General features: G+C 59.6%; 19 protein-coding genes. 8 read left to right on the forward strand and 11 right to left on the reverse strand.

Annotation, left to right across the window (positions count from 1 at the left end; translation table 11 throughout):
• Window positions 1-307 precede the first annotated feature (307 nt).
• A complete protein-coding gene (locus tag ACP7AJ_RS00530) occupies window positions 308-2,026 on the forward strand; it encodes a M28 family metallopeptidase (RefSeq protein ID WP_426058230.1) in 1,719 nt (572 codons plus the stop codon).
• Window positions 2,027-2,285: 259 nt separating this feature from the next.
• Window positions 2,286-2,873 carry an HdeD family acid-resistance protein gene (locus tag ACP7AJ_RS00535; RefSeq protein WP_426058231.1) on the forward strand — a complete coding sequence of 196 codons (588 nt, stop codon included), beginning with the start codon at window positions 2,286-2,288 and terminating at the stop codon, window positions 2,871-2,873.
• A gap of 73 nt (window positions 2,874-2,946) precedes the next feature.
• Here ACP7AJ_RS00535 and ACP7AJ_RS00540 read toward each other — a convergent pair whose 3' ends face one another.
• The 3 genes from ACP7AJ_RS00540 to ACP7AJ_RS00550 form a co-directional block, all read right to left on the reverse strand.
• Window positions 2,947-3,927 carry a hypothetical protein gene (locus tag ACP7AJ_RS00540; RefSeq protein WP_426058232.1) on the reverse strand — a complete coding sequence of 327 codons (981 nt, stop codon included), beginning with the start codon at window positions 3,925-3,927 and terminating at the stop codon, window positions 2,947-2,949.
• Window positions 3,928-4,011: 84 nt separating this feature from the next.
• A complete protein-coding gene (locus ACP7AJ_RS00545) occupies window positions 4,012-4,407 on the reverse strand; it encodes a hypothetical protein (protein ID WP_426058233.1) in 396 nt (131 codons plus the stop codon).
• A 52-nt stretch (window positions 4,408-4,459) separates the two neighbouring features.
• The gene (locus ACP7AJ_RS00550) at window positions 4,460-4,891 is read right to left on the reverse strand and encodes a hypothetical protein (RefSeq protein WP_426058234.1); all 432 of its coding nucleotides are present in this window, start codon (window positions 4,889-4,891) and stop codon (window positions 4,460-4,462) included.
• Window positions 4,892-5,049: 158 nt separating this feature from the next.
• On the opposite strand from ACP7AJ_RS00550, the gene ACP7AJ_RS00555 reads away from it, so the two are divergent.
• On the forward strand, window positions 5,050-6,684 hold the full coding sequence (locus ACP7AJ_RS00555; RefSeq protein ID WP_426058235.1) for an NADP-dependent glyceraldehyde-3-phosphate dehydrogenase: 1,635 nt from the start codon (window positions 5,050-5,052) through the stop codon (window positions 6,682-6,684).
• A gap of 118 nt (window positions 6,685-6,802) precedes the next feature.
• Here ACP7AJ_RS00555 and ACP7AJ_RS00560 read toward each other — a convergent pair whose 3' ends face one another.
• From ACP7AJ_RS00560 to glyA, 4 genes are all read right to left on the reverse strand, one after another.
• Window positions 6,803-8,815: an ATP-binding protein gene (locus ACP7AJ_RS00560; protein ID WP_426058236.1), complete on the reverse strand. Its 2,013-nt coding sequence runs from the start codon at window positions 8,813-8,815 to the stop codon at window positions 6,803-6,805.
• Between the two features lie 118 nt (window positions 8,816-8,933).
• Window positions 8,934-9,362, reverse strand: coding sequence for a ribose 5-phosphate isomerase B (rpiB, locus tag ACP7AJ_RS00565; RefSeq protein WP_426058237.1), 429 nt, complete (start codon window positions 9,360-9,362; stop codon window positions 8,934-8,936).
• 125 nt (window positions 9,363-9,487) lie between these two features.
• Complete coding sequence (tatC, locus tag ACP7AJ_RS00570) at window positions 9,488-10,339, reverse strand: twin-arginine translocase subunit TatC (RefSeq protein ID WP_426058238.1); 852 nt, start codon at window positions 10,337-10,339, stop codon at window positions 9,488-9,490.
• A gap of 144 nt (window positions 10,340-10,483) precedes the next feature.
• Window positions 10,484-11,776, reverse strand: coding sequence for a serine hydroxymethyltransferase (glyA, locus tag ACP7AJ_RS00575; protein ID WP_426058239.1), 1,293 nt, complete (start codon window positions 11,774-11,776; stop codon window positions 10,484-10,486).
• A gap of 171 nt (window positions 11,777-11,947) precedes the next feature.
• Between glyA and ACP7AJ_RS00580 the strand changes: the two genes are divergently transcribed.
• Together ACP7AJ_RS00580 and ACP7AJ_RS00585 are read left to right on the forward strand one after the other, a co-directional pair.
• The gene (locus ACP7AJ_RS00580) at window positions 11,948-12,436 is read left to right on the forward strand and encodes an RNA polymerase sigma factor (protein WP_426058240.1); all 489 of its coding nucleotides are present in this window, start codon (window positions 11,948-11,950) and stop codon (window positions 12,434-12,436) included.
• Window positions 12,433-13,248 carry a hypothetical protein gene (locus tag ACP7AJ_RS00585; RefSeq protein WP_426058241.1) on the forward strand — a complete coding sequence of 272 codons (816 nt, stop codon included), beginning with the start codon at window positions 12,433-12,435 and terminating at the stop codon, window positions 13,246-13,248. The genes ACP7AJ_RS00580 and ACP7AJ_RS00585 overlap by 4 nt, the downstream gene beginning before the upstream one ends.
• A 135-nt stretch (window positions 13,249-13,383) precedes the next feature.
• Here the strand turns inward: ACP7AJ_RS00585 and ACP7AJ_RS00590 are convergent, their stop codons facing one another.
• From ACP7AJ_RS00590 to ACP7AJ_RS00605, 4 genes are all read right to left on the reverse strand, one after another.
• A complete protein-coding gene (locus ACP7AJ_RS00590) occupies window positions 13,384-15,918 on the reverse strand; it encodes a hypothetical protein (RefSeq protein WP_426058242.1) in 2,535 nt (844 codons plus the stop codon).
• A gap of 546 nt (window positions 15,919-16,464) precedes the next feature.
• On the reverse strand, window positions 16,465-17,163 hold the full coding sequence (locus ACP7AJ_RS00595; protein WP_426058243.1) for a metallophosphoesterase family protein: 699 nt from the start codon (window positions 17,161-17,163) through the stop codon (window positions 16,465-16,467).
• An 84-nt stretch (window positions 17,164-17,247) separates the two neighbouring features.
• Entirely contained in the window at window positions 17,248-17,472 is a 225-nt protein-coding gene (locus ACP7AJ_RS00600) for a hypothetical protein (RefSeq protein WP_426058244.1), read from the reverse strand.
• 72 nt (window positions 17,473-17,544) lie between these two features.
• Complete coding sequence (locus ACP7AJ_RS00605) at window positions 17,545-18,042, reverse strand: hypothetical protein (RefSeq protein ID WP_426058245.1); 498 nt, start codon at window positions 18,040-18,042, stop codon at window positions 17,545-17,547.
• 119 nt (window positions 18,043-18,161) lie between these two features.
• On the opposite strand from ACP7AJ_RS00605, the gene ACP7AJ_RS00610 reads away from it, so the two are divergent.
• The 3 genes from ACP7AJ_RS00610 (at window position 18,162) to lnt (ending at window position 20,949) form a co-directional block, all read left to right on the forward strand.
• Complete coding sequence (locus ACP7AJ_RS00610; RefSeq protein WP_426058891.1) at window positions 18,162-18,413, forward strand: 4a-hydroxytetrahydrobiopterin dehydratase; 252 nt, start codon at window positions 18,162-18,164, stop codon at window positions 18,411-18,413.
• A 105-nt stretch (window positions 18,414-18,518) separates the two neighbouring features.
• Complete coding sequence (rsmI, locus tag ACP7AJ_RS00615; RefSeq protein WP_426058246.1) at window positions 18,519-19,274, forward strand: 16S rRNA (cytidine(1402)-2'-O)-methyltransferase; 756 nt, start codon at window positions 18,519-18,521, stop codon at window positions 19,272-19,274.
• The gene (lnt, locus tag ACP7AJ_RS00620) at window positions 19,195-20,949 is read left to right on the forward strand and encodes an apolipoprotein N-acyltransferase (RefSeq protein WP_426058247.1); all 1,755 of its coding nucleotides are present in this window, start codon (window positions 19,195-19,197) and stop codon (window positions 20,947-20,949) included. Before rsmI ends, lnt begins: the two co-directional genes overlap by 80 nt.
• The last annotated feature ends 45 nt before the right edge of the window (window positions 20,950-20,994 follow it).

The raw sequence follows: 20,994 nt of genomic DNA on the forward strand, positions 1-20,994 counted from the left end.
GTACTAGCCGTCAGGCTAATGTGTTTGAGTCGCTACGATAGCGACATTAACCATATGCTAAAACCGCGCCAAAAGGCTGTTTTCGCGAGCCTGCAAGGGCCTGCGCAGCATAAAGTAGCGGCGTTGCTGCGAGCTACCGGGAGCAGCAACGCTCCGTCAAGGAAGCAATTAGGGCCCACTGGAATACAACTTGTTCCTGTACTATTTTCGTGGCATCTGTCTTCGGTATCGGCGGCAGGTTGCCGTGAAGCATTTTGCCCCGCGGCAGGCCCTTCCGGTCCCCGACCGGCTATCCTCTTCTTTATTGATGCGCTTATTTCAACTACGCAACTGGCTGGCTCCTGCCACGGCAGTCGTGCTGCTGGCAGGCTGCCAGGGCCAATCGTCGTCGAACACCGCCGACACTGAAAAAGACTCAGTTGCTGCCTCCACCGACACGGCCAGTGTGGCCACACCGCCCGACGGCATCACAGCCGCCCTTATTGGGCAGCACATCAAAATCTTGGCTTCCGACGAATTTCAGGGCCGGCGGCCGTTTACGGTGGGCGAGGAAAAAACCACTAGCTACCTGGCTTCCGAATTTAAAAAGATTGGCCTGCAGCCCGGCCCCAACGGCACCTACTTTCAGCCCGTGCCGCTGGTGGAGATAACTGGCACTCCTGCTCCCACCGCCACGGTAGCTGGCAACGGCAAAACCCTGACGCTGAACTACCGCACCGACTACATGGTGCTCACCGAGCGGGAGCAGCCCTCGGTTGCCGTCACCAACTCGCCCCTGGTATTTGCCGGCCATGGCGTGGTAGCACCCGAATATAACTGGGACGACTACGCCGGCCTGGATGTGAAGGGCAAAACCGTGGTAGTGTTAATAAATGACCCCGGCAATGCCGGCAACGACACCGCCCTCTTCAAGGGCAAGGAAATGACCTACTATGGCCGCTGGGGCTACAAATACGAAGAAGCCGCTCGCCATGGTGCCACTGGCATCCTCATCATCCATGATACCAAGCCGGCCTCCTACCCCTGGACGGTGGTGCAGAGCAGCAACGGCGGCTCGAAGCTGCACCCCCAAACGCCTGACGAGGGCGCCAGCAAAGTGGCCATGGAAGGCTGGATAACGCTCGATGCTGCTAAGCGCCTGTTTGCCGCCGCCGGCCAGAACTACGACGAGGCCTACGCCGCCGCCAACAAGCAAGGCTTCCGGCCTCGGCCCATGGGCCTGAACTTCAGCACCTCGCTCCGCAATAAAATCACGCGCAAGGCTTCGAAAAACGTAGTGGCCGTGCTGCCTGGCACCACCCGCCCCAACGAGTACATCATCTACACCGCGCACTGGGACCACCTGGGCATCGGGCCAGCCATTGCCGGCGACTCAATTTACAACGGAGCCTTGGACAATGCCAGCGGCTGCGCCGGCCTGCTGGCCATTGCCAACGGCTTTGCCCAAACCAAGGAGAAGCCGGCCCGCAGCATCGTGTTTCTGGCCGTAACTGGCGAGGAGCAAGGCCTGCTGGGCTCGGCTTACTACGCCGAGCACCCACTGTTTCAGGTAGCTACCACGGTGGCCAACATTAACATGGACGGCCTGCTGGGCTTCGGGCCCATGCGCGACTTTACCATCACGGGTTATGGACAATCGGAGCTAGACGACTACGCCCGGGTGGCGGCTAAGGAACAGAGCCGCTATGTAATGCCCACCCAGCACCCCGAAACCGGCAGCTTCTACCGCTCCGACCACTTCAACTTCGCCAAAGTGGGCGTGCCGGCACTCTATGCCAAAGGGGAGTTTGACAGCCGCCTTCACGGCAAGGCCTTCGCGCGGGAGCAGGCCGAGATTTTTGAAGCCAAACACTACCACCAGCCTTCCGACGAGTACATCCCCCAGGCCGACCTCCGCGGGGCCGAGCAAGACGCGCGCCTGCTTTTCCGCATTGGCCAGCGCCTGGCAGGCGAAACCACCTTCCCCAAGTGGAAGGAAGGCTCAGAGTTTAAAGCAACCCGCGAGAAGAGCCGCCCAAAGCTATAAGGTGCCTTTTCTTGCTGGTCGGGATGGGGCAGGCAGTTAGCGGCCTTGGGCTCTGGAATCAGTGTCTGCCTGACGGAACCATCCGTAGCTACCGCAACGGAATAGGGAAAACTACGGGATTTGGGCTGGAAAACACCCAAATAAGGGCTTAGAAGTCGTTTACTGGCAACGCTGCCGGTGACTAGGGTGTTATAAGCGAATCAGAATCTAATACGCACCCGAAGCGGTTTTCTTCGGGCTGCTGCTATTCTTTTTTGCTATGATAATTCCATCGATTCTACACGCTAACTGGTGGATAATGGCGCTGCGCGGGCTGGCAGCTGCCATCGTGGGTCTGCTCACCTTCCTGAAACCGGGCCTCACGCTCCTGATGCTGGTGGTGTTGTTCGGGGTCTATTGCCTTATCAACGGCGCCTTGACCCTAATATCGGCCTTTCGGCGGGGCCGGGAGAGGCCTCGCTGGTGGTCGCTGGTGCTGGAGGGCTCATTCAACGTGCTGGTGGGGGTGCTGACCCTGGTTTGGCCCGGCATTACCCTGATGGGGCTGCTGTTGGCAGTGGGCATTTGGTCCATCATCACAGGTGGGCTTCAAATCGCAACGGCCATCCGTTTGCGCAAAGAAATCGACGGGGAGTGGCTTATGATGCTGGGCGGCCTCCTTTCCGTTCTGTTCGGAAGCGTGGTGCTTTTGTGGCCCGATGCCGGAGCCCTGGCCATTTCGTGGTGGGTTGGCTCCTACATTTTTGTGATGGGGATAGTGATGGGAATACTCGCGTTTCGGCTGCGGCGGCATTCGACCGGCGCCGAAGACGAGTCCTCCTCTTCTATGGCAGAAGCGGCTGGTTAGCCATCTGGTTCTCAGAACTACCCTGCCTGGCGGGCTGAGCGCGCCGGGGCGGGTGCCGCGCTTAAATCCACTGCTACTCATTAAGCCACTTCACTGGGTGCGCGGGGTCGAGGTGGCCTTGTTTTGCCAGCAGCACTGCGGCAGCCGTGAGCTGCGCCGGGTCGTGCACATTCACTAAGATTATTGGGCTATTCGGGCCAGTCGCGCTCAGCAGAAAGCTCTTCTCCGGTCGTAGGCGCTGCCCGCGTAGCGCCGGCAGGTTTTGGCTTAAGTAACGCAGGGTAGCCTTGTGCTCCCGCGTAACGAGTATCATCGGCAGGAACTCGCCGTTTTGAGCGATGCGCAGGGCTGCGGCCGATTGCAGAATGGACGTGGCCGACTGGGTAAACGTGCTGCCGAACCGGTCAATAAAGGGCCGTACTGTTGCTTGAAAATCATCGGCATTGGACCAGTACAGTACGTTGCGAAACAAGTTGACGTAGTTGGCAGCAGCTCGCGGGAAGGTTTGATCGAAGATGCTGATGGCTTGGCTAACGAAGAGGCTGTCGATGGCTTGACTGCGTTCGACGTAGCCCGCCATCACGGGGTAGAGGGCCTTTGCGTAGCGGTCGATGTATTCATCATTATACCACTCTCCGGCTTCAAGCTGGCCGGTTTGCTGGGCAAACACCCACTGCCCGGCCACAGTGGCCAAGGCTTCTTCCATGAAGTTGTAGGCGAAGCGGCGGTTGGGCGACGCATGGTGCAGGTACCAGCCTTCCAACTGCCGCTGCAAGACCAAGCGCTGCTGAACCGAGAGCGAATGACACATTTCATGCACTACCACGGCTGTGCCCGCCACAAAATCGCGCGTGGACGGATGACAGTTGAGCAGCACCAGATTCCCGCTCGCCGAGGCTTTGTTCGTGAAGTCCGTGCCGTTATCAAGTTGCGGGTTGAGCAATATGCGGTAGGGCACGGCATCGGGCCACACGCTGCCGTAGAAGGTGCGCAGCTGCCCAAACTGGAGCATTACGCGGCTTTGGGCCAAGAACTGTGCGTAGGGGTCCCGCAAGCGAGTTAGCTCGGTGGCGTGGGGCTGCCAGGCCAGCGCATCGAAAGCGGGCTCAAAGTAGCGCTATACGCTGTCGAGGCTGACTTATACCTCGTTAGGCAACAAGCCCACAGTGCGGCGCTGCAAGTCAGCCAGGTCGCGGGCGTCGGCGCTGGCGGCCAGGTAACTCGGAGTGATGGACCCCATGCTGCCAAGCCGGCCGGCTGGGTAGCCGTCGCGGCCGAATTCGGGCTCGTGGTCCAGGCTTTGATAGCGGCGCAGCCAGCGTTGAGCGGCTGGCGTGTTGAAGCGGCTCGTTTCGAACACCCGCCGTGAGCCGCGGTGCCCGCTCCTGCCGCCGGCCAGGGTTTCCACAAACTGCACCAGGCAGTGGGTTCGGTTGACTTCAACGGTAACGGCTGGCCCTGGGGCAGGGCTTGCGGTTTGGGCCTGCGTGGGCGCGCTTATCAACAAGATGCACAGGTAGATAAGCTGCTTCATGCCGTTAAAAGTAACGGCAGTGCTCTGTTTCGCAACGGCGAGATTGCCCTTTCTACCGCGCCAGCAGCCAGCCCAGCAGCCCGGCCCGAGCCGTCCAGAGCACGGTACGAAACCAGTTGGTGCGGATAAGGCCATCAATGGCAATGTAGTCGTAGCCTGCGGCCAGGCGGTTGTGAAATGGCACCGATATGAAAAAGGTGGCCGCCCACACCAGCACCACCAGCGCCAGGCTCCACCAGCCGCTGCCGCTGGGCAGTGCTGCCCGCCCCGCCCACGCCAGCCAAATGGCCAGCCCCAATTCCAGCACCATAGGCACCAGCACCACGTAGCTCATGCGGCGGGTGTGCGCCGCATGGAAGGCCGCCCACGCTGCCTTGGGCACCTGCCCGAAGCTGGGATAATGCACCACCTGCACCGTCCAGATAAGGCCGGTGAGGTAGGCAGCGGCGGCGAAATTGAGTAAAACCAGGAGATGTAGCGGCATAGCGGGAAAAATAATTTTGGCCTGAACATACGGCTTTCCAGCACGTGCGCGGTACGCAAACGTTCCCGTAAATTATGGTCTGACGGCATCCCAAGGGCCGACACTTCCCTCAGCAGGTACTAGTGCGTAGGTTCGCACCGCACAATGTTCTTTTGACCATGTCCGTAACCACCGAAAGCCTGACCCTACTTTTCCCGCCCGACGAGGCGGCTATACCCGAAGCCTGGCGCCGGCCCACGCCGCTGCACCAGCGCCAGTACCTGCTCGACGGCGAGCTGCGCGAGTGGAGCGGCCCTACGCAGGAGGTGCTCTCCCCCATTCAGCTGCGTCAGCCCGATGGCACCCTGCAACCCGTCGTTATCGGCTCCTACCCTCTGCTCGACGAGGCGGAAAGCCTCAAGGCCCTCGATGCGGCTGTGCGCGCCTACGACCACGGCCGTGGCGAATGGCCCACCATGAGCGTGGCCGAGCGCATTGCGGCGGTAGAGAAATTCACTCGCCTCATCATCGCCCAAAAGAAGGAAATCGTGCAACTGCTGTTGTGGGAAATCGGGAAGTCGGCGGCTGATTCGGAGAAGGAGTTTGACCGCACCGTTGACTACATCCGCAACACGATTGACGCCCTTAAGGACCTGGACCGCGATTCGTCGCGCTTCACCATTGAAGAAGGCATCATCGGTCAGATTCGGCGCTCGCCGCTGGGTGTGGTGCTGTGCATGGGGCCCTTCAACTATCCCCTGAACGAAACGTTCTGCATGCTCATTCCGGCCCTGATTATGGGCAATACCGTGCTGTTCAAGCCTCCGAAACACGGCGCGCTGCTGCACTTCCCGTTGCTGCAAGCCTTCACCGAAGCCTTTCCTAAAGGCGTGGTGAACACAGTCTACGGGCGCGGCAACACCATTGTGCCGGCGCTGATGTCGTCGGGTAAAATTGATGTGCTGGGCCTTATCGGGAGCAGCCGCGTGGCCGACTCGCTCAAGAAGCTGCACCCCAAATCCAACCGCCTACGGGCCATTCTGGGGCTCGATGCCAAGAATGTGGCCATCGTGATGCCCGATGCCGACCTGGACGTGGCCGTGAAAGAGTCGGTGCTGGGCGCGCTCAGCTTCAACGGGCAGCGCTGCACCGCGCTCAAGCTGTTCTTCGTGCATGAAACCATTGCCGAAGAGTTTGTGCAGCGCCTCGGCGATGAAATTAACAAGCTCAAGCCCGGCATGCCCTGGGACGAGAAAGTGAACATCACGCCCCTGCCCGAGCCTCAAAAGCCTAGCTACCTGGCCGAGTGCCTCGCCGATGCACAGGCCAAGGGCGCCCGCATCATGAACGAAGGCGGCGGCACCGCGGCGGGTCCACTGGTGTACCCGGCCTTGGTGTACCCCGTGCAGGAAGGCATGAAGATGTGGCGTGAAGAACAATTCGGCCCCATCGTGCCCGTGGCCTCGTTCTCCCACGTCGACGAGGCCATTCAGTACATCATCGACTCCGACCACGGCCAGCAGGTGAGCATCTTCGGCAGCGAGTCGCAGGAAGTAGCAAACCTGGTCGACCAGCTCGTGAACCAGGTGAGCCGCGTAAACATCAACGCCCAGTGCCAGCGCGGGCCCGACACCTTCCCCTTCACCGGCCGCAAGGACTCGGCCGAGGGCACGCTGTCGGTGAACGATGCCCTACGCTCGTTCAGCATCCGCACGGTGGTAGCCACCAAGCAGACCGATGCCAACAAGCAGATTCTGAATGAGATTGTGGATGGTCAGGAAAGCAGCTTCCTGAGCACACGGTTTATTCTCTAGAATTCTGAGGACAGGCTAAGCCCCAACTTCTTGTAATAAGACGCTTAATTCTGGCAATAAGCCTGACGTTAACGGATGCCGCATAGCGGCTTTAACAGCACCGAAAAAAGCCCGTGCCTTACAAGGACGGGCTTTTTTCGGTCTTTACCACCTTATGCGCGGCCGGCGTTGCCGGGGCTGCGGGCAGGCTCACCGTCACGTTGGTGCCAGCGCCGGGGCGGCTCTGAATGACGAGGGTGCCGCCGTGCCGGTGCACGAAAGCGCGGCACAGCGCCAAGCCCAGGCCCAAACCCGTGGCGTGGGGTGTGGAGGCAGGCTCGGGCAGTGCCGGGCTGCTCATGAGTGCTGCCACATTGCCCGCGCTCATGCCCGGGCCCGTGTCGGTGCAGCTGAGCAGTATCATTTGCGGGTCGTCGGGGTCGAGGGCCGCCTCCAAATGCACGTGCCCGCCCGCAGGCATAAACTTTAGGGCGTTGCCCACCAAGTTGCGCAAAATGGTGCGCACCATGTTGTGGTCGACCATTAAGCGCAGGCCGGCGGGGGCCGACATGGTGATGGTTTGCCAACTGGCTGCCGCCGTGGTCTGGTACAGGGTTTGGCATTCGGCAAATAGCTCCGACACCAGCAGGGGTGCGGGGCGACACTCTAGCTCCCCCGTTTGGCTCACGGCCCAGTTCAGCACGTTATCGAGCAAATGGTTGAGGCTGTCGGCTGCCTGGCGAACCAGCGCGGGCAAGCGGGCCAGGCCCGCCTGGTCGTTTTGGGCAATGTAGGAGTCTATGAGGCTGGTGACACCGGCAAACGCCGTGACCGGGCCGCGCAGGTCGTGGGCCACAATGGCGTAGAGCTTGTCTTTAAAAACAGCCACGCGGCGCAATTCTTCCGATGCTTTTTCCAGGGCCTGGTTGTTGGCTGCAAGGGCCGCGCGATTGCGGCGCAGGTTGCGGTAGAGGTACACTGTTACTAGGAGGCCAATGGCGAGCACGGCAACCGCTACTGCCAGTATTCGGCTGTTCCAGACCTGCTGCCGATTCTGCTCCGTAAGAAAGCGGAGGCGACGGGCGCGCTCCTGGGTTTCGTAGTTTACCTGGGCAGTAGCCAGGGTTTGCATCGTTTGACGGCTATTTAGGGTGTCGTTGAGCGCCAAATACCGCTGATTCCACTCATATGCCTGCCGGTAGCGGCCCTGCTCGGCCGCCTCTGAGGAAAGAATGCTGTAAGCATCGAGCACCCGCTCCAGGTAGTCACTCTGGCGGGCCACCTTCAGGGCCTCCCGGGCCGAAGCTTCGGCCCGTTCGGGCTGCTCGGTTTCGACGTAATACATCGAAAACATTATCAGCTGGTTGGCTTGATTGCGTGCCGCATGTTGGCGGCGACTGATGGCCAGCGCTTGCGTGAGCAGACGCTTCACCCGGCCCATGTTTCCGACCTGCATCTGATAGGTGGCCAAGCTGGAGAGGTAGTTCGACTGGGCCGTCGAGTCGCCGGCGCGCCGGGCCAGGGCCAGGGCCAGCGAGTCGTAGTGCATGGCCCGCTGGTATTGCTGGCGATAAAAGAACAGGCCGCCCACGTTGCCCAGCAGCCGCATGCGGGTGCGGGACGACACGCCGGCCTGCGAGGTCAGTTCTAGGGCGCGGCGGTAGTACCGCCAGGCCGTGGTGGAATCCCGCCGCTCGTGGTAAATGCTGCCTTGCGAAGTGTAGGAACGGGCCAGGGCATCGTTGTCCTGCAGGCGACGGGCAAGGGACTGGGCTTCAGAAAGCAGGGTCAAGGCCTCGGGTCCGTTCGACAGGTTGGCATAGCAGCTGGCCAGGCATAGCAGGCTGCGCAATAAGGCGGCACTCTGCTCCGTGATGGGCAGGGACCGGGCCAGAGATACGGCCGACTCACCATAAGGCAGCGCCTGCGCAGGCTGCTCGGTGTGCAGCGCCGCACACATGGCGGTCAGCAATCGCAGTCGGATGGTGTCGGGCAGCTGCGTTTCCAGCTTCTGGCGTATTTCCTCCACTGCGGCCGGGAGGGGCTGTTCGGCTGCTGCCAGTGCTGCTGCTGGTGCCGAAAAGGCGGGCAGCAAGCCAATGGCCATCAACCACATCAGCAAAAATCCGAGCCGGGCCATAGGTGGGTGCATAGTGCTAGTCAAAGATAAGCACTGTGCAGCAATGCTTCACGCTTTAATACTATTCCAAACAATCCGTCTCACCCTTCTTTCGCTCGGGCCCTACCCCCAAAAGACACCTAACTGTTTCTCAGTAGTTTATTTTGGATACTCTATTTTGGTGCCTCCCCCCTTCAAAATCTGTTTTGAGGAAGGTCGATACAATTTCCTGCGCTTGCTCTTCGCTCACGTAGCGGGCCGGCACGCAGAGCACGTTGGCGTTGTTGTGCTGCCGGGCCAAGCTGGCAAGCTCAGGCAGCCAGGCAATGGCCGCACGCACTCCGGCGTGTTTGTTGGCCGTGATGCACACGCCATTGGCCGAGCCGCACAACAGGATGCCTTCTTCGTATTCGCCAGCGGCTACTGCCGCCGACAAGGGATGGGCAACGTCGGGATAGTCCATCGAATCGGCTGAGAAGGTGCCAAAATCGTGCACTTCGTGGCCTTGGTCGCTTAGCCAGGTGCGAAGCATTTCCTTTTGAACAAAGCCAGCATGGTCGGAGCCGAGAGCAAGTTTCATGTGTATTGAATGGAGAAGACGGAAGAATTAAAGCGCCAGTGCCACTATGCGTATGATGAATGGAAAAGCAGGACAGAAGCTCGGCCATAGCCCTGAGCTTAATAGCTCAGCACATCCCCGCCTCGCTACTTGTTAATCTCGCTGTTGAGGCGGGCTGTATCGTTGCGCCGCACGGCCCGGGCTATGTTGATGCTTAGCTCGTAAAGCAGCAGAATGGGAATGGTGACGATAATTTGAGACGAAATGTCGGGTGGCGTGATGATGGCCGACAGAATCAGAATAACCACAATGGCGTGCTTGCGGTACATCTGCATGATTTCGGGGGTGATGAGCCCGGCTTTGGCCAGGAAGAACACGACCATGGGCAACTCGAACACGAAGGCGCACGAGAGGGTCATGGTTGTGAGCGTGGAGATGTAGCTCTGCATGTCAATCTGGTTTTCGATGGTGGGGTCCACCGTGTAAGAAGCCAGAAAGTTGATGCTGAGCGGTGCCGCCACGTAGTAGCCAAACAGCAGCCCCAATATGAAAAGCACCGAGACAAAGAACACCGCGCCCTGCGAGTTCTTGCGTTCGTGCGGGTACAGGCCCGGCTTCACAAAGCGCCACAGTTCCCAGAACAAGTAGGGAAAAGCCAGCACAATGCCCACGATGAACGAGGTGCTGATGTGCATGGCCAGCTGGCCGCTCATCTCGCGGTTCTGAATCACAAAATTGACGCTGTTGCTGCACGGCTCCGTCGACCCCATCCACTTACCTAGTTGGCAGAAGGCGCGGTAAGTCCAGAAATCGTTGCGCGAAGGCCCCAGAATCAGGTCGTGAAACAGAAATTCTTTGGCAAAGAAAGCCCCGGTGGCAAACACCACCACCGAAATAGCCGCTCGAATAACGTGCCAGCGCAACGCCTCCAAGTGGTCGATGAAGGACATTTCGTGCTGTTCGCCCAGCGGAAGTTGTTGTTGCGATTTAGATTGCACGGAAAGCTATAAGTGAAATGGTGAGTAAGGGAAATGGTGAGCTGGCAGAGTGGCGTGAACCAACCCAGCTTTCCTAAGCGGCAAAACCGCAACAGAAGCCCAGGCGTGCCCTGTTCACCATTTTACTGACGCCCATTTCGCCCCTTAAGCAAAAAGCGGGTAGCCCTGCAGCCAGGTGTTCACCTGCTGCCGCACTTGCCCGATGCGGGTGTCGTTGTCGTGGTGAGTCAGGGTTTCGTCGATTAGCTCCACGATTCGGCCCATGTCGGATTCGCCCAGCCCGCGGGTAGTTACGGCAGCCGAGCCAATGCGGATGCCACTGGTAACAAACGGGGACTTATCGTCGAAGGGCACCATGTTCTTGTTGATGGTGATATCGGCCTTTACCAGCGTGTTTTCGGCCAACTTTCCGCTGATACCTTTCGAGCGCAGGTCAATCAGCATGAGGTGGTTGTCGGTGCCGCCTGAGATAATGTCGTAGCCCAGGCCCACAAAGCCGGCAGCCAACGCCTGAGCGTTGCGCGCTACCTGCTGGGTATAAGCCTTGAAGTCGGCATTCAGAGCTTCGCCAAAAGCCACGGCCTTGGCCGCAATGACGTGCTCCAGCGGCCCGCCCTGCGTGCCGGGGAACACGGCGCCGTCGAGCACGGCCGACATCTGGCGAATTTCGCCTTTTGGGGTTTTCAGGCCGAAAGGGTTTTCAAAATCTTGGCCCAGCATGATGAGGCCGCCGCGGGGGCCGCGCAGGGTTTTGTGGGTGGTGGTGGTCACAATGTGGCAGTGCTGGAACGGCGAGTTCAGCAGGCCCGTGGCGATAAGAGCCGAGGGGTGCGAAATGTCGGCCAGCAGCAGGGCGCCTACCTCGTCGGCAGCTTCGCGCAAGGCGGCGTAGTCCCAATCGCGGGAATACGCCGAAGCGCCACAGATTATCATCTTGGGCTGCTCGCGGCGGGCAATGTCCTTGATTTTCGACCAGTCGATGAGACCGGTTTCCTTCTCGACGCCGTAGAAGCTGGGCTGGTAGAGCTTGCCGGAGAAGTTAACCGGCGAGCCGTGGGTAAGGTGGCCACCGTGGCTCAGGTCAAAACCCAGGATTTTGTCGCCGGGCTGCAGGCAGGCCAGCATCACGGCCGCGTTGGCCTGGGCACCGGAGTGAGGCTGCACGTTGGCCCAGGCCACGCCAAACAGCTCTTTCACGCGGTCGATGGCGAGCTGCTCTACCTGGTCAACAATTTCGCAGCCGCCGTAGTAGCGCTTGCCGGGCAGGCCCTCGGCGTACTTATTGGTGAGCACGGAGCCTTGGGCGGCCATTACTTGTTCGGAAACGTAGTTCTCCGAGGCAATGAGTTCGAGGCCGTGGGTTTGGCGGGTTTTCTCCTGCGCAATGAGGTCGAAAACGGCGGTATCGAGGAGGCGGGCTGGGGCGACTGTTTGCATAACGCCAAAGGTAACAGGTGAGACGATGAGATAGCAGGGGAATGGAATGAATGCCGACCAACAAACTCCCTTCCTCAAAATAAGCAGGGCGGTTTGTTGTGCATTTGCCCATTACCTCGTCCTTTCCCAAGCATTTCCGTTGTTACTTGCCAGTGCCATTGCCCCACCACCATGTCTGCGCCTCTCGCCGAAACCCTTACCCAGCTGCGCGTCGGCAATCAGAAGTTTCTGATTGACTTTTACCAGCGCAGCCGGCACCTGTTTGCCCGTTGGGCCCAGCGCAAGCACCGGCTGACCGCTCCTCAGGCCCACGAACTGCTGCAAGACACGCTACTTGATTTTTACGACCAAGTAGCCGACGGCCGCCTTACCCTACTGCCCAACGACTTGCGAGCCCACGTCTACGGCATGGCCCAGCAGCGGCTGGCGGCGCAAGTGCCCACAGACATGCCCCTGCCGGCCGCCGAGGCCAGCCGGCGCCAGCGTTTGCTGGCCCAGTTTAACCAGCTTGGCCACGATTGCCAGCAGGTGCTGACCTACTTTTACTTCCGCGGCTACAACTTCGAGAAGATGGGCGGCAAAATGGGCTTTCCCAACGCGACCGTGGCCCGTCGCCAGAAAGGCAACTGCCTGCGCAAACTTTACGAGCTGCTGAAATGAGTCCGTTGACTCCGTCGCCCGACCTCCGCCCCTATTTCGATGAGCTGGAACGCTTCGCCGACGGTCAGATGACCCCGGACGAACAGGAAGCGTTTGAATTGCGCCTCGAAAAGGAAGATGCCCTGGCCGAAGCCTATGCTACCTACGAGCAGTTCACCGCCGACCTGCGCTGGGCTGCTGGCCACAACACCCTACGCCAGCGCCTGCAGTCCCTGGACGAGCGCATGAACGAGCGCGGCGATGCCTTGGCCCGGGCCCAAAGCCTAGCCAAAGGCCGCCAGCGCCGCGTAGCCCTTCTAAGTACCCTGGGAGCGGTAGTGCTGGTAATTGCGGCCGCAGCGGCCTGGTATTTCAGCCGCCCCAGCCCCGCCCGGCCTGCCCGCAACTGGGAAGCCTACTACCAGCCCGACCCGGGACCCGCCGTGACCACAGGCCTGCTGCACACCCGCCCCCTGCTCAGCGAAGCCCTCGACCAGTACCAGGCCGGGCACTACCCGGCGGCCCTGCACTCGCTGGGCCGGGTGTCGCCTACCAGCGTGGGGGCCGATACCTTGCTGTACCTGCGCGGCCTTATCCTGCTGCGTCAGGGCCAGGGCAATGCCGCCCAATTGTACCTCCGCCGCATCGGTGAGCAGGACAGCCTGACTGAGTTGGCGCGCCGTGCCCGCTACCACCTGGGCATGGCCTACTGGCAGGCCCGGGAGCTAACGCAAGCACGCGCTACACTGAACACGGTTGCGGCCGACTCGCTCAATCCGTACCGGGCCTCGGCCCAACGGGTCATAGCGGCAGGCGTTCTGGAAGCCCAGTAATACAAGAAGTTGCCGCGGTTAAAGGAACTCCTTGCCCAAAGCATTTCCACGAAAAAGCCCCAGCTGCGAACAGCTGGGGCTTTTTCAATAATGCAGCGCATAGGCTGAGCAGGCCAATAGCCCGGTGTAGGTGGATTATTCTTTCACCACGCGCTGGCGCAGCACCTGCCCGGCCACGGTAGCCGTGAGGACATAGCTGCCAGTGGCGCAGGCGGGCTGCACGCGCAGCGGAGCCGCGCCAGGGGCCACGTCCTGCTGCCATACCACGCGGCCCATTGCATCAACCAAGCTCAGGGTGGCAAGAGTGGCCGTGGGGCTGGTGAGCTCCACCGTCAGGTCGGGACCGAACTGCGTGGGGTAGGCGACGAAAGTGGCGAGTGCCGCGTCGAAGTTCAGCAGTTGAGGGCTGTAGTAAGTGGCTTTCCCGTCGTGGTCCTCCTGGCGGAGGCGGTAGTAGCGCAGGCCGGTTTTGCCCTCGGCAGCGTCCACAAACCGGTAGGTACGGGCCGAGGCGCTGGTGCTGTTGCCCTCGGGGGCAACGAAGCCAATTTCACGGAAGGTTTTGCCATCCAGCGACACTTCTACGCCAAAGCCGCGGTTGTTCTGCTCGGTGGCAGTGGCCCAGGTGAGCACGGCATTGCGGCCCTGGCGCTCGGCCCGGAAGGCGGTGAGGCCCACGGGCAACGGATTGGTAACGTCGCCCAGGGTCCAGCGGCCAAGGTCGTTGACTCCGTTGCTTTGCACGGCAAAACCAGCGCCGGAGGTGCCAATGCTTTTGTTCTGCCAAGAGGCGCCGCCGTTGGCCGACCGGAAGAAGCGGAGATTGGAGGGAGCAATGCCGTTTAGCTCGTGCTGGAAGTAGTTGATGGTCATCGTCAGGTTCAGGCCCGAACTGGTCGGAGCCGAAATATCGAAGTAGCGCAGGATGCCCTGGCGGCCGGCTACGCCCACTGGCGCGGTGCCAGTCGTGCGTATCACGGTAGTGGTGCCCGGCGATGTGGACCCGGCGGCGGAGTGCAGCACCAGACCTGCCCCGCCAAATACTTGCGCAACCCCGGCCATCATAGAGCGGCGCACTTCCACCCGGCCCAGCACATAGCTGGTTTCGGTTTCGTTGAGGTTGGCCAGCGCGCCCAGTCGCATACGGTAGGCATCCGTGGTTAACACCCCGTTCAGCATCTGCACGCCGTTGAAAATCTCGGCGTCATCCGTAAAGGTTTTGGTGCCGGAACCATTCACCTCCAGGTTGAAGTAATTACCGCCGCTCACCAGCTGCGGACCGTTGCCGGTCAGAATTACTTTGCCGGTAGAGCAGTTGAAGAGGCCGCTGTTCAGCATGTCGCCCTTGATTTCGGTATCGCCCTGGGTTTGTGCAAAAAAGCCGCTGTTTATAAAATCACCACTGATGAGGATGTCGCCGCCCGTGTGATTAAGAATGCCCGCGTTGGTTAGGCTGCCTTCTATTACGGTCAGTCCGTTTTCCACCACCATTAGCTGGCCGGTGCTCACGCTGAAATCGCCGAGCACGGTGGTTGCCCGGCTTACCAGGGTATTGACACCGCCCGTACCGGCATTGGTGACGTTTGCCAATGCATTGCCATTCACCTCGCTGCGGCCCGTCTCGATGGTCAGGGCAGTGAGGGCGGCCGAGCCCCCGCCCGTTAGGCTCACGTTGCTCACGGTGTTGCCCAACACTTCGTTCGTAAGGGTGGGGCTGTTGCCGGTGTTCATCACAATGCCGCGGAAGCTTTGCGAACCGGCATTTTCCCAAAAGCCACCCGTGGCACCGGCAGACTGCCCCCCGATGAAGTTATTGGCGATGGTTGCATCGTTGGCATTGGCACCGGGGCGAAAGTCGATGCCGGTTTGGGCAGTGGTGGGGATGCTGGTCAGGTTGTAGAAAATACTGTTGCCGCTGATGTTCCACTGGTCACCATTGCCGGCAGCGACCAGCACGCCGGTCCCGGTGAAGTTAAAAAGCTCGTTCTGGGTTAGCTGGAACGCATCGTTGGTACCACCGCCTGTATTGGCCGCGTACACCAGGTTCACGGGCAGTGCCAAAGGGCTGGCATTGGCCACGAAGCTTTGCGTGATGGAGTTGTGGTCGTTGCCGGTTGTCACGCCGTTGCCTATCACCACTACTCCACTAGTGGCGGAGCTGGCAGAACCCAGCACAACCACTTCACTCACGACATCGTGCAAAGCATCGCCACTAAACACGAGGGTAGCGGCGCTGGCGTCGTTCTGCCGCAGCGTAAGGGCGCGGGATGCAGTACCGTTGTTTCCACTCAAAAAGGTATAGGCGCTGCCGGACCCAAAAGTGACGGTGCCCGAGATGACCGTAGTTACCCCGGCGTCTGGCCGAATGGTGAGGCGGTTGGCGGCCGAGCCCCTTTTGTTAAGCACCACATTCTCCGAAAACGAAGTACCCACCAGACGCAACTCGTAGGGCTCGTTCAGAGTAGCCGGAACCTCTTTAAGCGCATTTGCAATGGTTGGGTTGCCAGTACCTGGCCCCACCCTGATGATGACCGTGGCCTGCGCGCGGCTGCCTAGTAATAGGAGCAGCGTGAGAACACCAGCCATCTGTGGCCAGCGCAAGCGCTTCCACCCCAAAGTAGTTGTCGGGGCTCCATAAGTGTTGGTTGAAAAAGGTAATGCGTGTTTCATATGGTAGAAAAAATTGATTAAAACAGAACCGGTTAAACGATAAGAGTCGGGCTCGCCAACAGCGTATTCAACGCTAAGCCTGGGCTGAAATAATAGCGTATAATTATATTTAATAGACATGCAAACGAGAACCTTTCTCCAATCTCATCGCTGCGGTTAGCTTATTGAATAATAGTATTTATCAAACTTATATTCCACTAAACCGACACACAACAGGCAAGCTAATTGGAGAGTAATAAAATACAATTATTTCGAACGAATATTAACAAAGTTCAATTATATAAGCTTTAATCCACCAATTTCTTTTTAATACTGCAATTTTTTTATTCTTCATTTTCGAATTGATTGATACAAAAACAAACCACTCAAACTTCCCAACCAGCCAACCGCAATTTGCATTAATCAACCAAAGCACTTCTCTCAACATCGTACTTTATTTACAAAAAGCAGTGCGAGAGCATGAATTGAAATAGTCATATAATACAAAACCCGTCTCTGCCGTAAAGGCGAAGACGGGCTCAAGATGATGGGCGTAGACGCAGTGCTTTAGCGCTTGCCAATGGTGTAGGCGGGCTCACGGTTAGCAACCAGCGTCAATTCCCAGGTGTCGAGGTTGAGAGCTGCTAGGTGGGCCAGCTCGGGGTTGTGGCGATACACGCAGCCGGTGTCCAGGCCCAGGGCACCGGGGCGGGCAGTAGCCCAGCTGCGCACCTGGGCCGTGGGGGTGGGCACGTGGCCATGCAACAGGCGCCTGCCTCCGAGCCGCGAAGGGTCAAAAACAAACTTTTTGATATTGAGCATGGTGGTGTAGTCGCGCCGCATCTCGGCCGGGGGAAGGGCGAAATCATAACCGGCGTGCACCAGCAGAAAATCGGGCAACTCGATTTCATAGGGCAACGCGGCCAGCCAGTTTAAGTAGCGCGGGGGGATATCGGCCATGCGCTGCACGCCAAAGCTGCGAAGGGTGGGCAGGCGACCACGCGGGCCCAGCCAGTCCCAGCGCCACCGATGGCGGGAGGCATCGAGCAGGGCTTGGTCGTGGTTGCCGCGCAGGCAGTGCACCTGGTAGCCGGTGGCCTGCAATTGCATGAGGTAATCGAGCACCCCGCGGCTGTCAGGGCCCTTGTTCACATAATCGCCCAGCAGGTAAAGCTCGTCGGCAAGAGTTAGGCGCAGTTTCTCCTCTACCAAGTGGCGGAAGGTTTGCAGGCAGCCGTGCAGGTCGGTGGTGGCGTAGCGTCGCACGGTGAATCAGACCATTGGTTTAAACAAAAGAACGTCATGCCGAGCAACACTCAGCATGACGTTCTTAAATAAGGTAAGGACGGGCTAGTGGCCCCCGCCGTAAGCCGGCTTGTCGAGTTCGGGCTTGTCGAGGTTGCGGTTGGGGTTCGACTTGGGCGCGTCGAGGGCCGCCTGCTCGAGGCGGGCCTGGGTTTCGGCATCGTGCTCAATTGCCGGCAAATCGCCAGTGCCTTTGGGTAGGCCGTCGCCAGCGGGTGCGCCTTTGTTTTCGCCAGACTGCTGGTTGGTGTTATTGCTCTTGTAAGGCATAATAAAAGAAATTAAGAGGTGGAAATGTGGAAGGACTGTTTTCTTTTGTCTTAATCCGGCAACTACCGTGTGCTACTGGTCAATGGCAGAGTCGGTAGCGTTGGGGTCATTCAGTTCGGCATTGGTATCAGTGCCGGTGATGGGCTGAATGGGGCGGGGCTCCATTTGGCCCATGCCCACGCGGGAGTTGGGGTTGCGCATTTCGTCGAGGCCGGGGCGGCGGTCATGCGCGTCGACTTCATCGACGGGGCCCACTGGGCGTATGGTAGCGTCGTAGTCTTCTTCCGGCAGGTCCTGGTTGGGGCGGTCAGGACGGCCTTCTTCCGAATTGCGCATGTTGTCTTTGGGGTGGCCTACCTGGTCGGCATCGGCGTTCACGCTCACGGCCGTGATGCCGTCTTCGCTGTCGGTGCCATAGCCTTCTTTGCCGTCGCGATTGCCAAAGCCACCGCGGGCCGCCTCGTTCTTGGGCGGGTCGGCGTTGGGGATGCGGTGGCCGTCCTCCATTTCTTCATTAGTGGTATCGTCGTTGATGACGCGAATGGGGCGATTATTGGGGTCGATGGCCATTAGTTTAGCGAGAGAGTTAGTAATGCGATTGGGAGTAAGGTGTACTTTAGTTTAGCCGTTTAGGTTGTACCCAAAGGCTTTCCTGCGAATCACCTAACTACACTAACTTTATGACAACCATGTGGATAGAAACCGATAACAGCCTCTGCCGCAGCTTTCGCTTTGCGGATTTCAAAACCGCTTTCGCCTTCCTCACCGCAGTAGCCGCCGAAGCCGAACGGCTCGACCACCACCCGTGGTTCAGCAATGAGTACAACGTGGTTGAATTTCGCCTGCGCACCCACGACGCCGGCAACACCGTAACCAAACGCGACCACCGACTAGCCGAAGCAATAGATGCTGTGGCAGCGCGCTTTGAGACAGCAGTGTAAGGAGAACCAGAGCGTCATGCAGAGCGCAGTCGAAGCATGACGCTGTGTTTAGCATTGCGTTCCTTCTCGCCCGTCTTCAACAAGCGCAGCGTCTACCTTTGCCCCATGCCCAACACGGTCCTTTACCTCGTGCCCACGCCCATTGGCAATCTGGAAGATATTACCCTGCGGGCCATCCGCATTCTGGGCGAAGTAGGCACAGTGCTCTGCGAGGACACCCGCACCAGCGGCCGCCTCATGCAGCACCTAGGCTTAAAAAAGTCCCTCCTTTCCTACCATCTGCACAACGAGCACCAGCAAGTGCCGCGCCTGCTCGAGCGGCTGGCCAAGGGCGAAACCATGGCCCTGATTTCGGATGCTGGCACGCCCGGAATTTCCGACCCGGGGTTTCTGTTGGTGCGGGAGTGCCTGGCGCAGGGCCTGGGCGTGGAGTGCCTGCCTGGGCCCACAGCCTTTGTGCCGGCGCTGCTCAAGTCCGGTTTCGGAGCCGAGCGGTTCACATTTGAAGGGTTTTTGCCAGTGAAGAAAGGCCGGCAGACCCGCTTGAAAGAGCTAGCCTCGGAAACCCGGACCATGATTTTTTACGAGTCCCCGCACCGCATCGTGAAGACGCTGGGCCAGTTGGCCGAGGTGCTGGGCCCCGAGCGGCCGGCGTCAGTTAGCCGCGAATTGACCAAATTGTTTGAAGAAACCGTAACCGGGACGCTGGCCAGCCTGGAGGCTGACTTTGCCGCTCGTTCCACTATCAAAGGAGAAATTGTCGTTGTCGTCGAAGGAAACCTTGCCCCGCCCCCTCGCGAGCCCCGCCCCGGCCGCGAAGACCGATACCGCCACGACGACGACGTCGACGGCCAGGACTAGCCTGCTACAGCAGCCCGCAGTGCAGGCGGTGCTGGGCGCCCTGCTGCTTTGGGGTGGCTGGGCGCCGCACCCATCGGCGCCGCTGTCGCTGCTGCTGTTTGTGGGCTGGGTGCCGTATTTGGTGCTGGAGCGGCAGCTCACGCTGCAAGGTGCCCGCAAGCGGCGCGTGTTTGCTTACACCTACCTGTTTCTGGTGCTCTGGAATGCCTTCACTACTTGGTGGGTAAGCTATGCGGAGCTCGGCGCTGGCATTGCTGCCGTGGTGCTCAATGCCCTGCTGATGTGTCTGCCGCTGATGGCCTTTCGCCAAACCAAGAAGCGGCTGGGCAACCGCGTCGGCTACCTGTCGCTGCCCATATTCTGGATTGCCTTCGAGCAGCTGCACCTAAGCTGGGACCTTACCTGGCCTTGGCTCACGCTGGGCAATGGCTTTGCCGCCGCGCCCCAGTGGGTGCAGTGGTACGAGTACACGGGTTTTCTGGGCGGCTCGGTGTGGGTGTGGGTGGTGAATTTGTTGTTTTTTAATGAGCTGCTGAAGCGTATTCCATCGCTGAGCGTGTCAGCGATGGAATACGCTTCAGCAGCTGATCCGATTATTGCCAAGCCGGCAAAACCGGGGCGCCTTGCTTTGGCACTTCCATTTCTGGCCCTCCTCCTGCCGGTCCTTCTTTCTTATGTGATTGGTGCCAATTACCAGGAGAAAGGTCCCCCAGCAGAAGTGGTAGTGGTGCAGCCCAACCTCGACCCCTACGTGGAGAAGTTCGAAGGCGGAGCCAAGTTCGTTCCCTACGAGGAGCAGCTGACCCGCCTGCTTGCCCTATCCGAGCAAAAGCTCACACCTCAAACCCGCCTCGTGCTGTGGCCCGAAACCGCGCTGGAAGAATCGTACTGGCAGAACACGATTGAGAGCAACCCCAAGATTCGCCGCATTCGGGAGTGGCTGGCGCGGCACCCCGGCGTGGCCCTGCTCACGGGCATCACCACCATCGACTCTTACCCCAATAAGGAAGCAGCCAGCGAAACGGCCCGTTTCCGCGACGACCTTGGCTATTACGACATCTTTAACACTGGCGCTTACTTCGCCAACGCCACGGCTCCCATTTCCTTCTACCACAAGTCGCGCCTCGTGCCTGGCGTAGAGAAGATTCCGCCCGTGCTTGCCTCCGTTATTTCCCACATCGACCTTGGCGGCACGGTGGGCAGCGTGGGCAGCCAGCCCGACCGCACCGTGTACCCCGCGCCCGACAACGCCCCAGACCTGCGTGTGGCCCCCATCATTTGCTACGAATCTATCTACGGCGACTTTGTGGCCGAATACGTTAAAAATGGCGCCACGCTGCTCGGCGTCATTACCAACGATGCCTGGTGGCACGACTCACCCGGCTACCGTCAGCTCTTTAGCTATGGCACCCTGCGCTGCATCGAAACCCGCCGCGACCTGGCTCGCTCAGCCAATACCGGCTTCACCGGTTTCATCAACCAAAAAGGCGAAGTCATTCAGCGCGAGCAGGCCTGGATTCCCACTGCCAGCCGCGGCACGGTTCACCTCAATGATGAAGTGACGTTCTACGTCCGATACGGCGAGCTGATTGGGCGAGGCACGCAGATTTTGGCTGTCCTGCTCTTGGTAATTGCCATAGTGCAGGGCCAACGTAAAAAGCACTTAGCCCGTTGAATACCCCCTCCCCGCTTCAGCTGAAGCGGGGAGTTTTCGTTCTTA

The organism is Hymenobacter sp. B1770, assembly GCF_049896385.1.
Taxonomy (GTDB): domain Bacteria; phylum Bacteroidota; class Bacteroidia; order Cytophagales; family Hymenobacteraceae; genus Hymenobacter.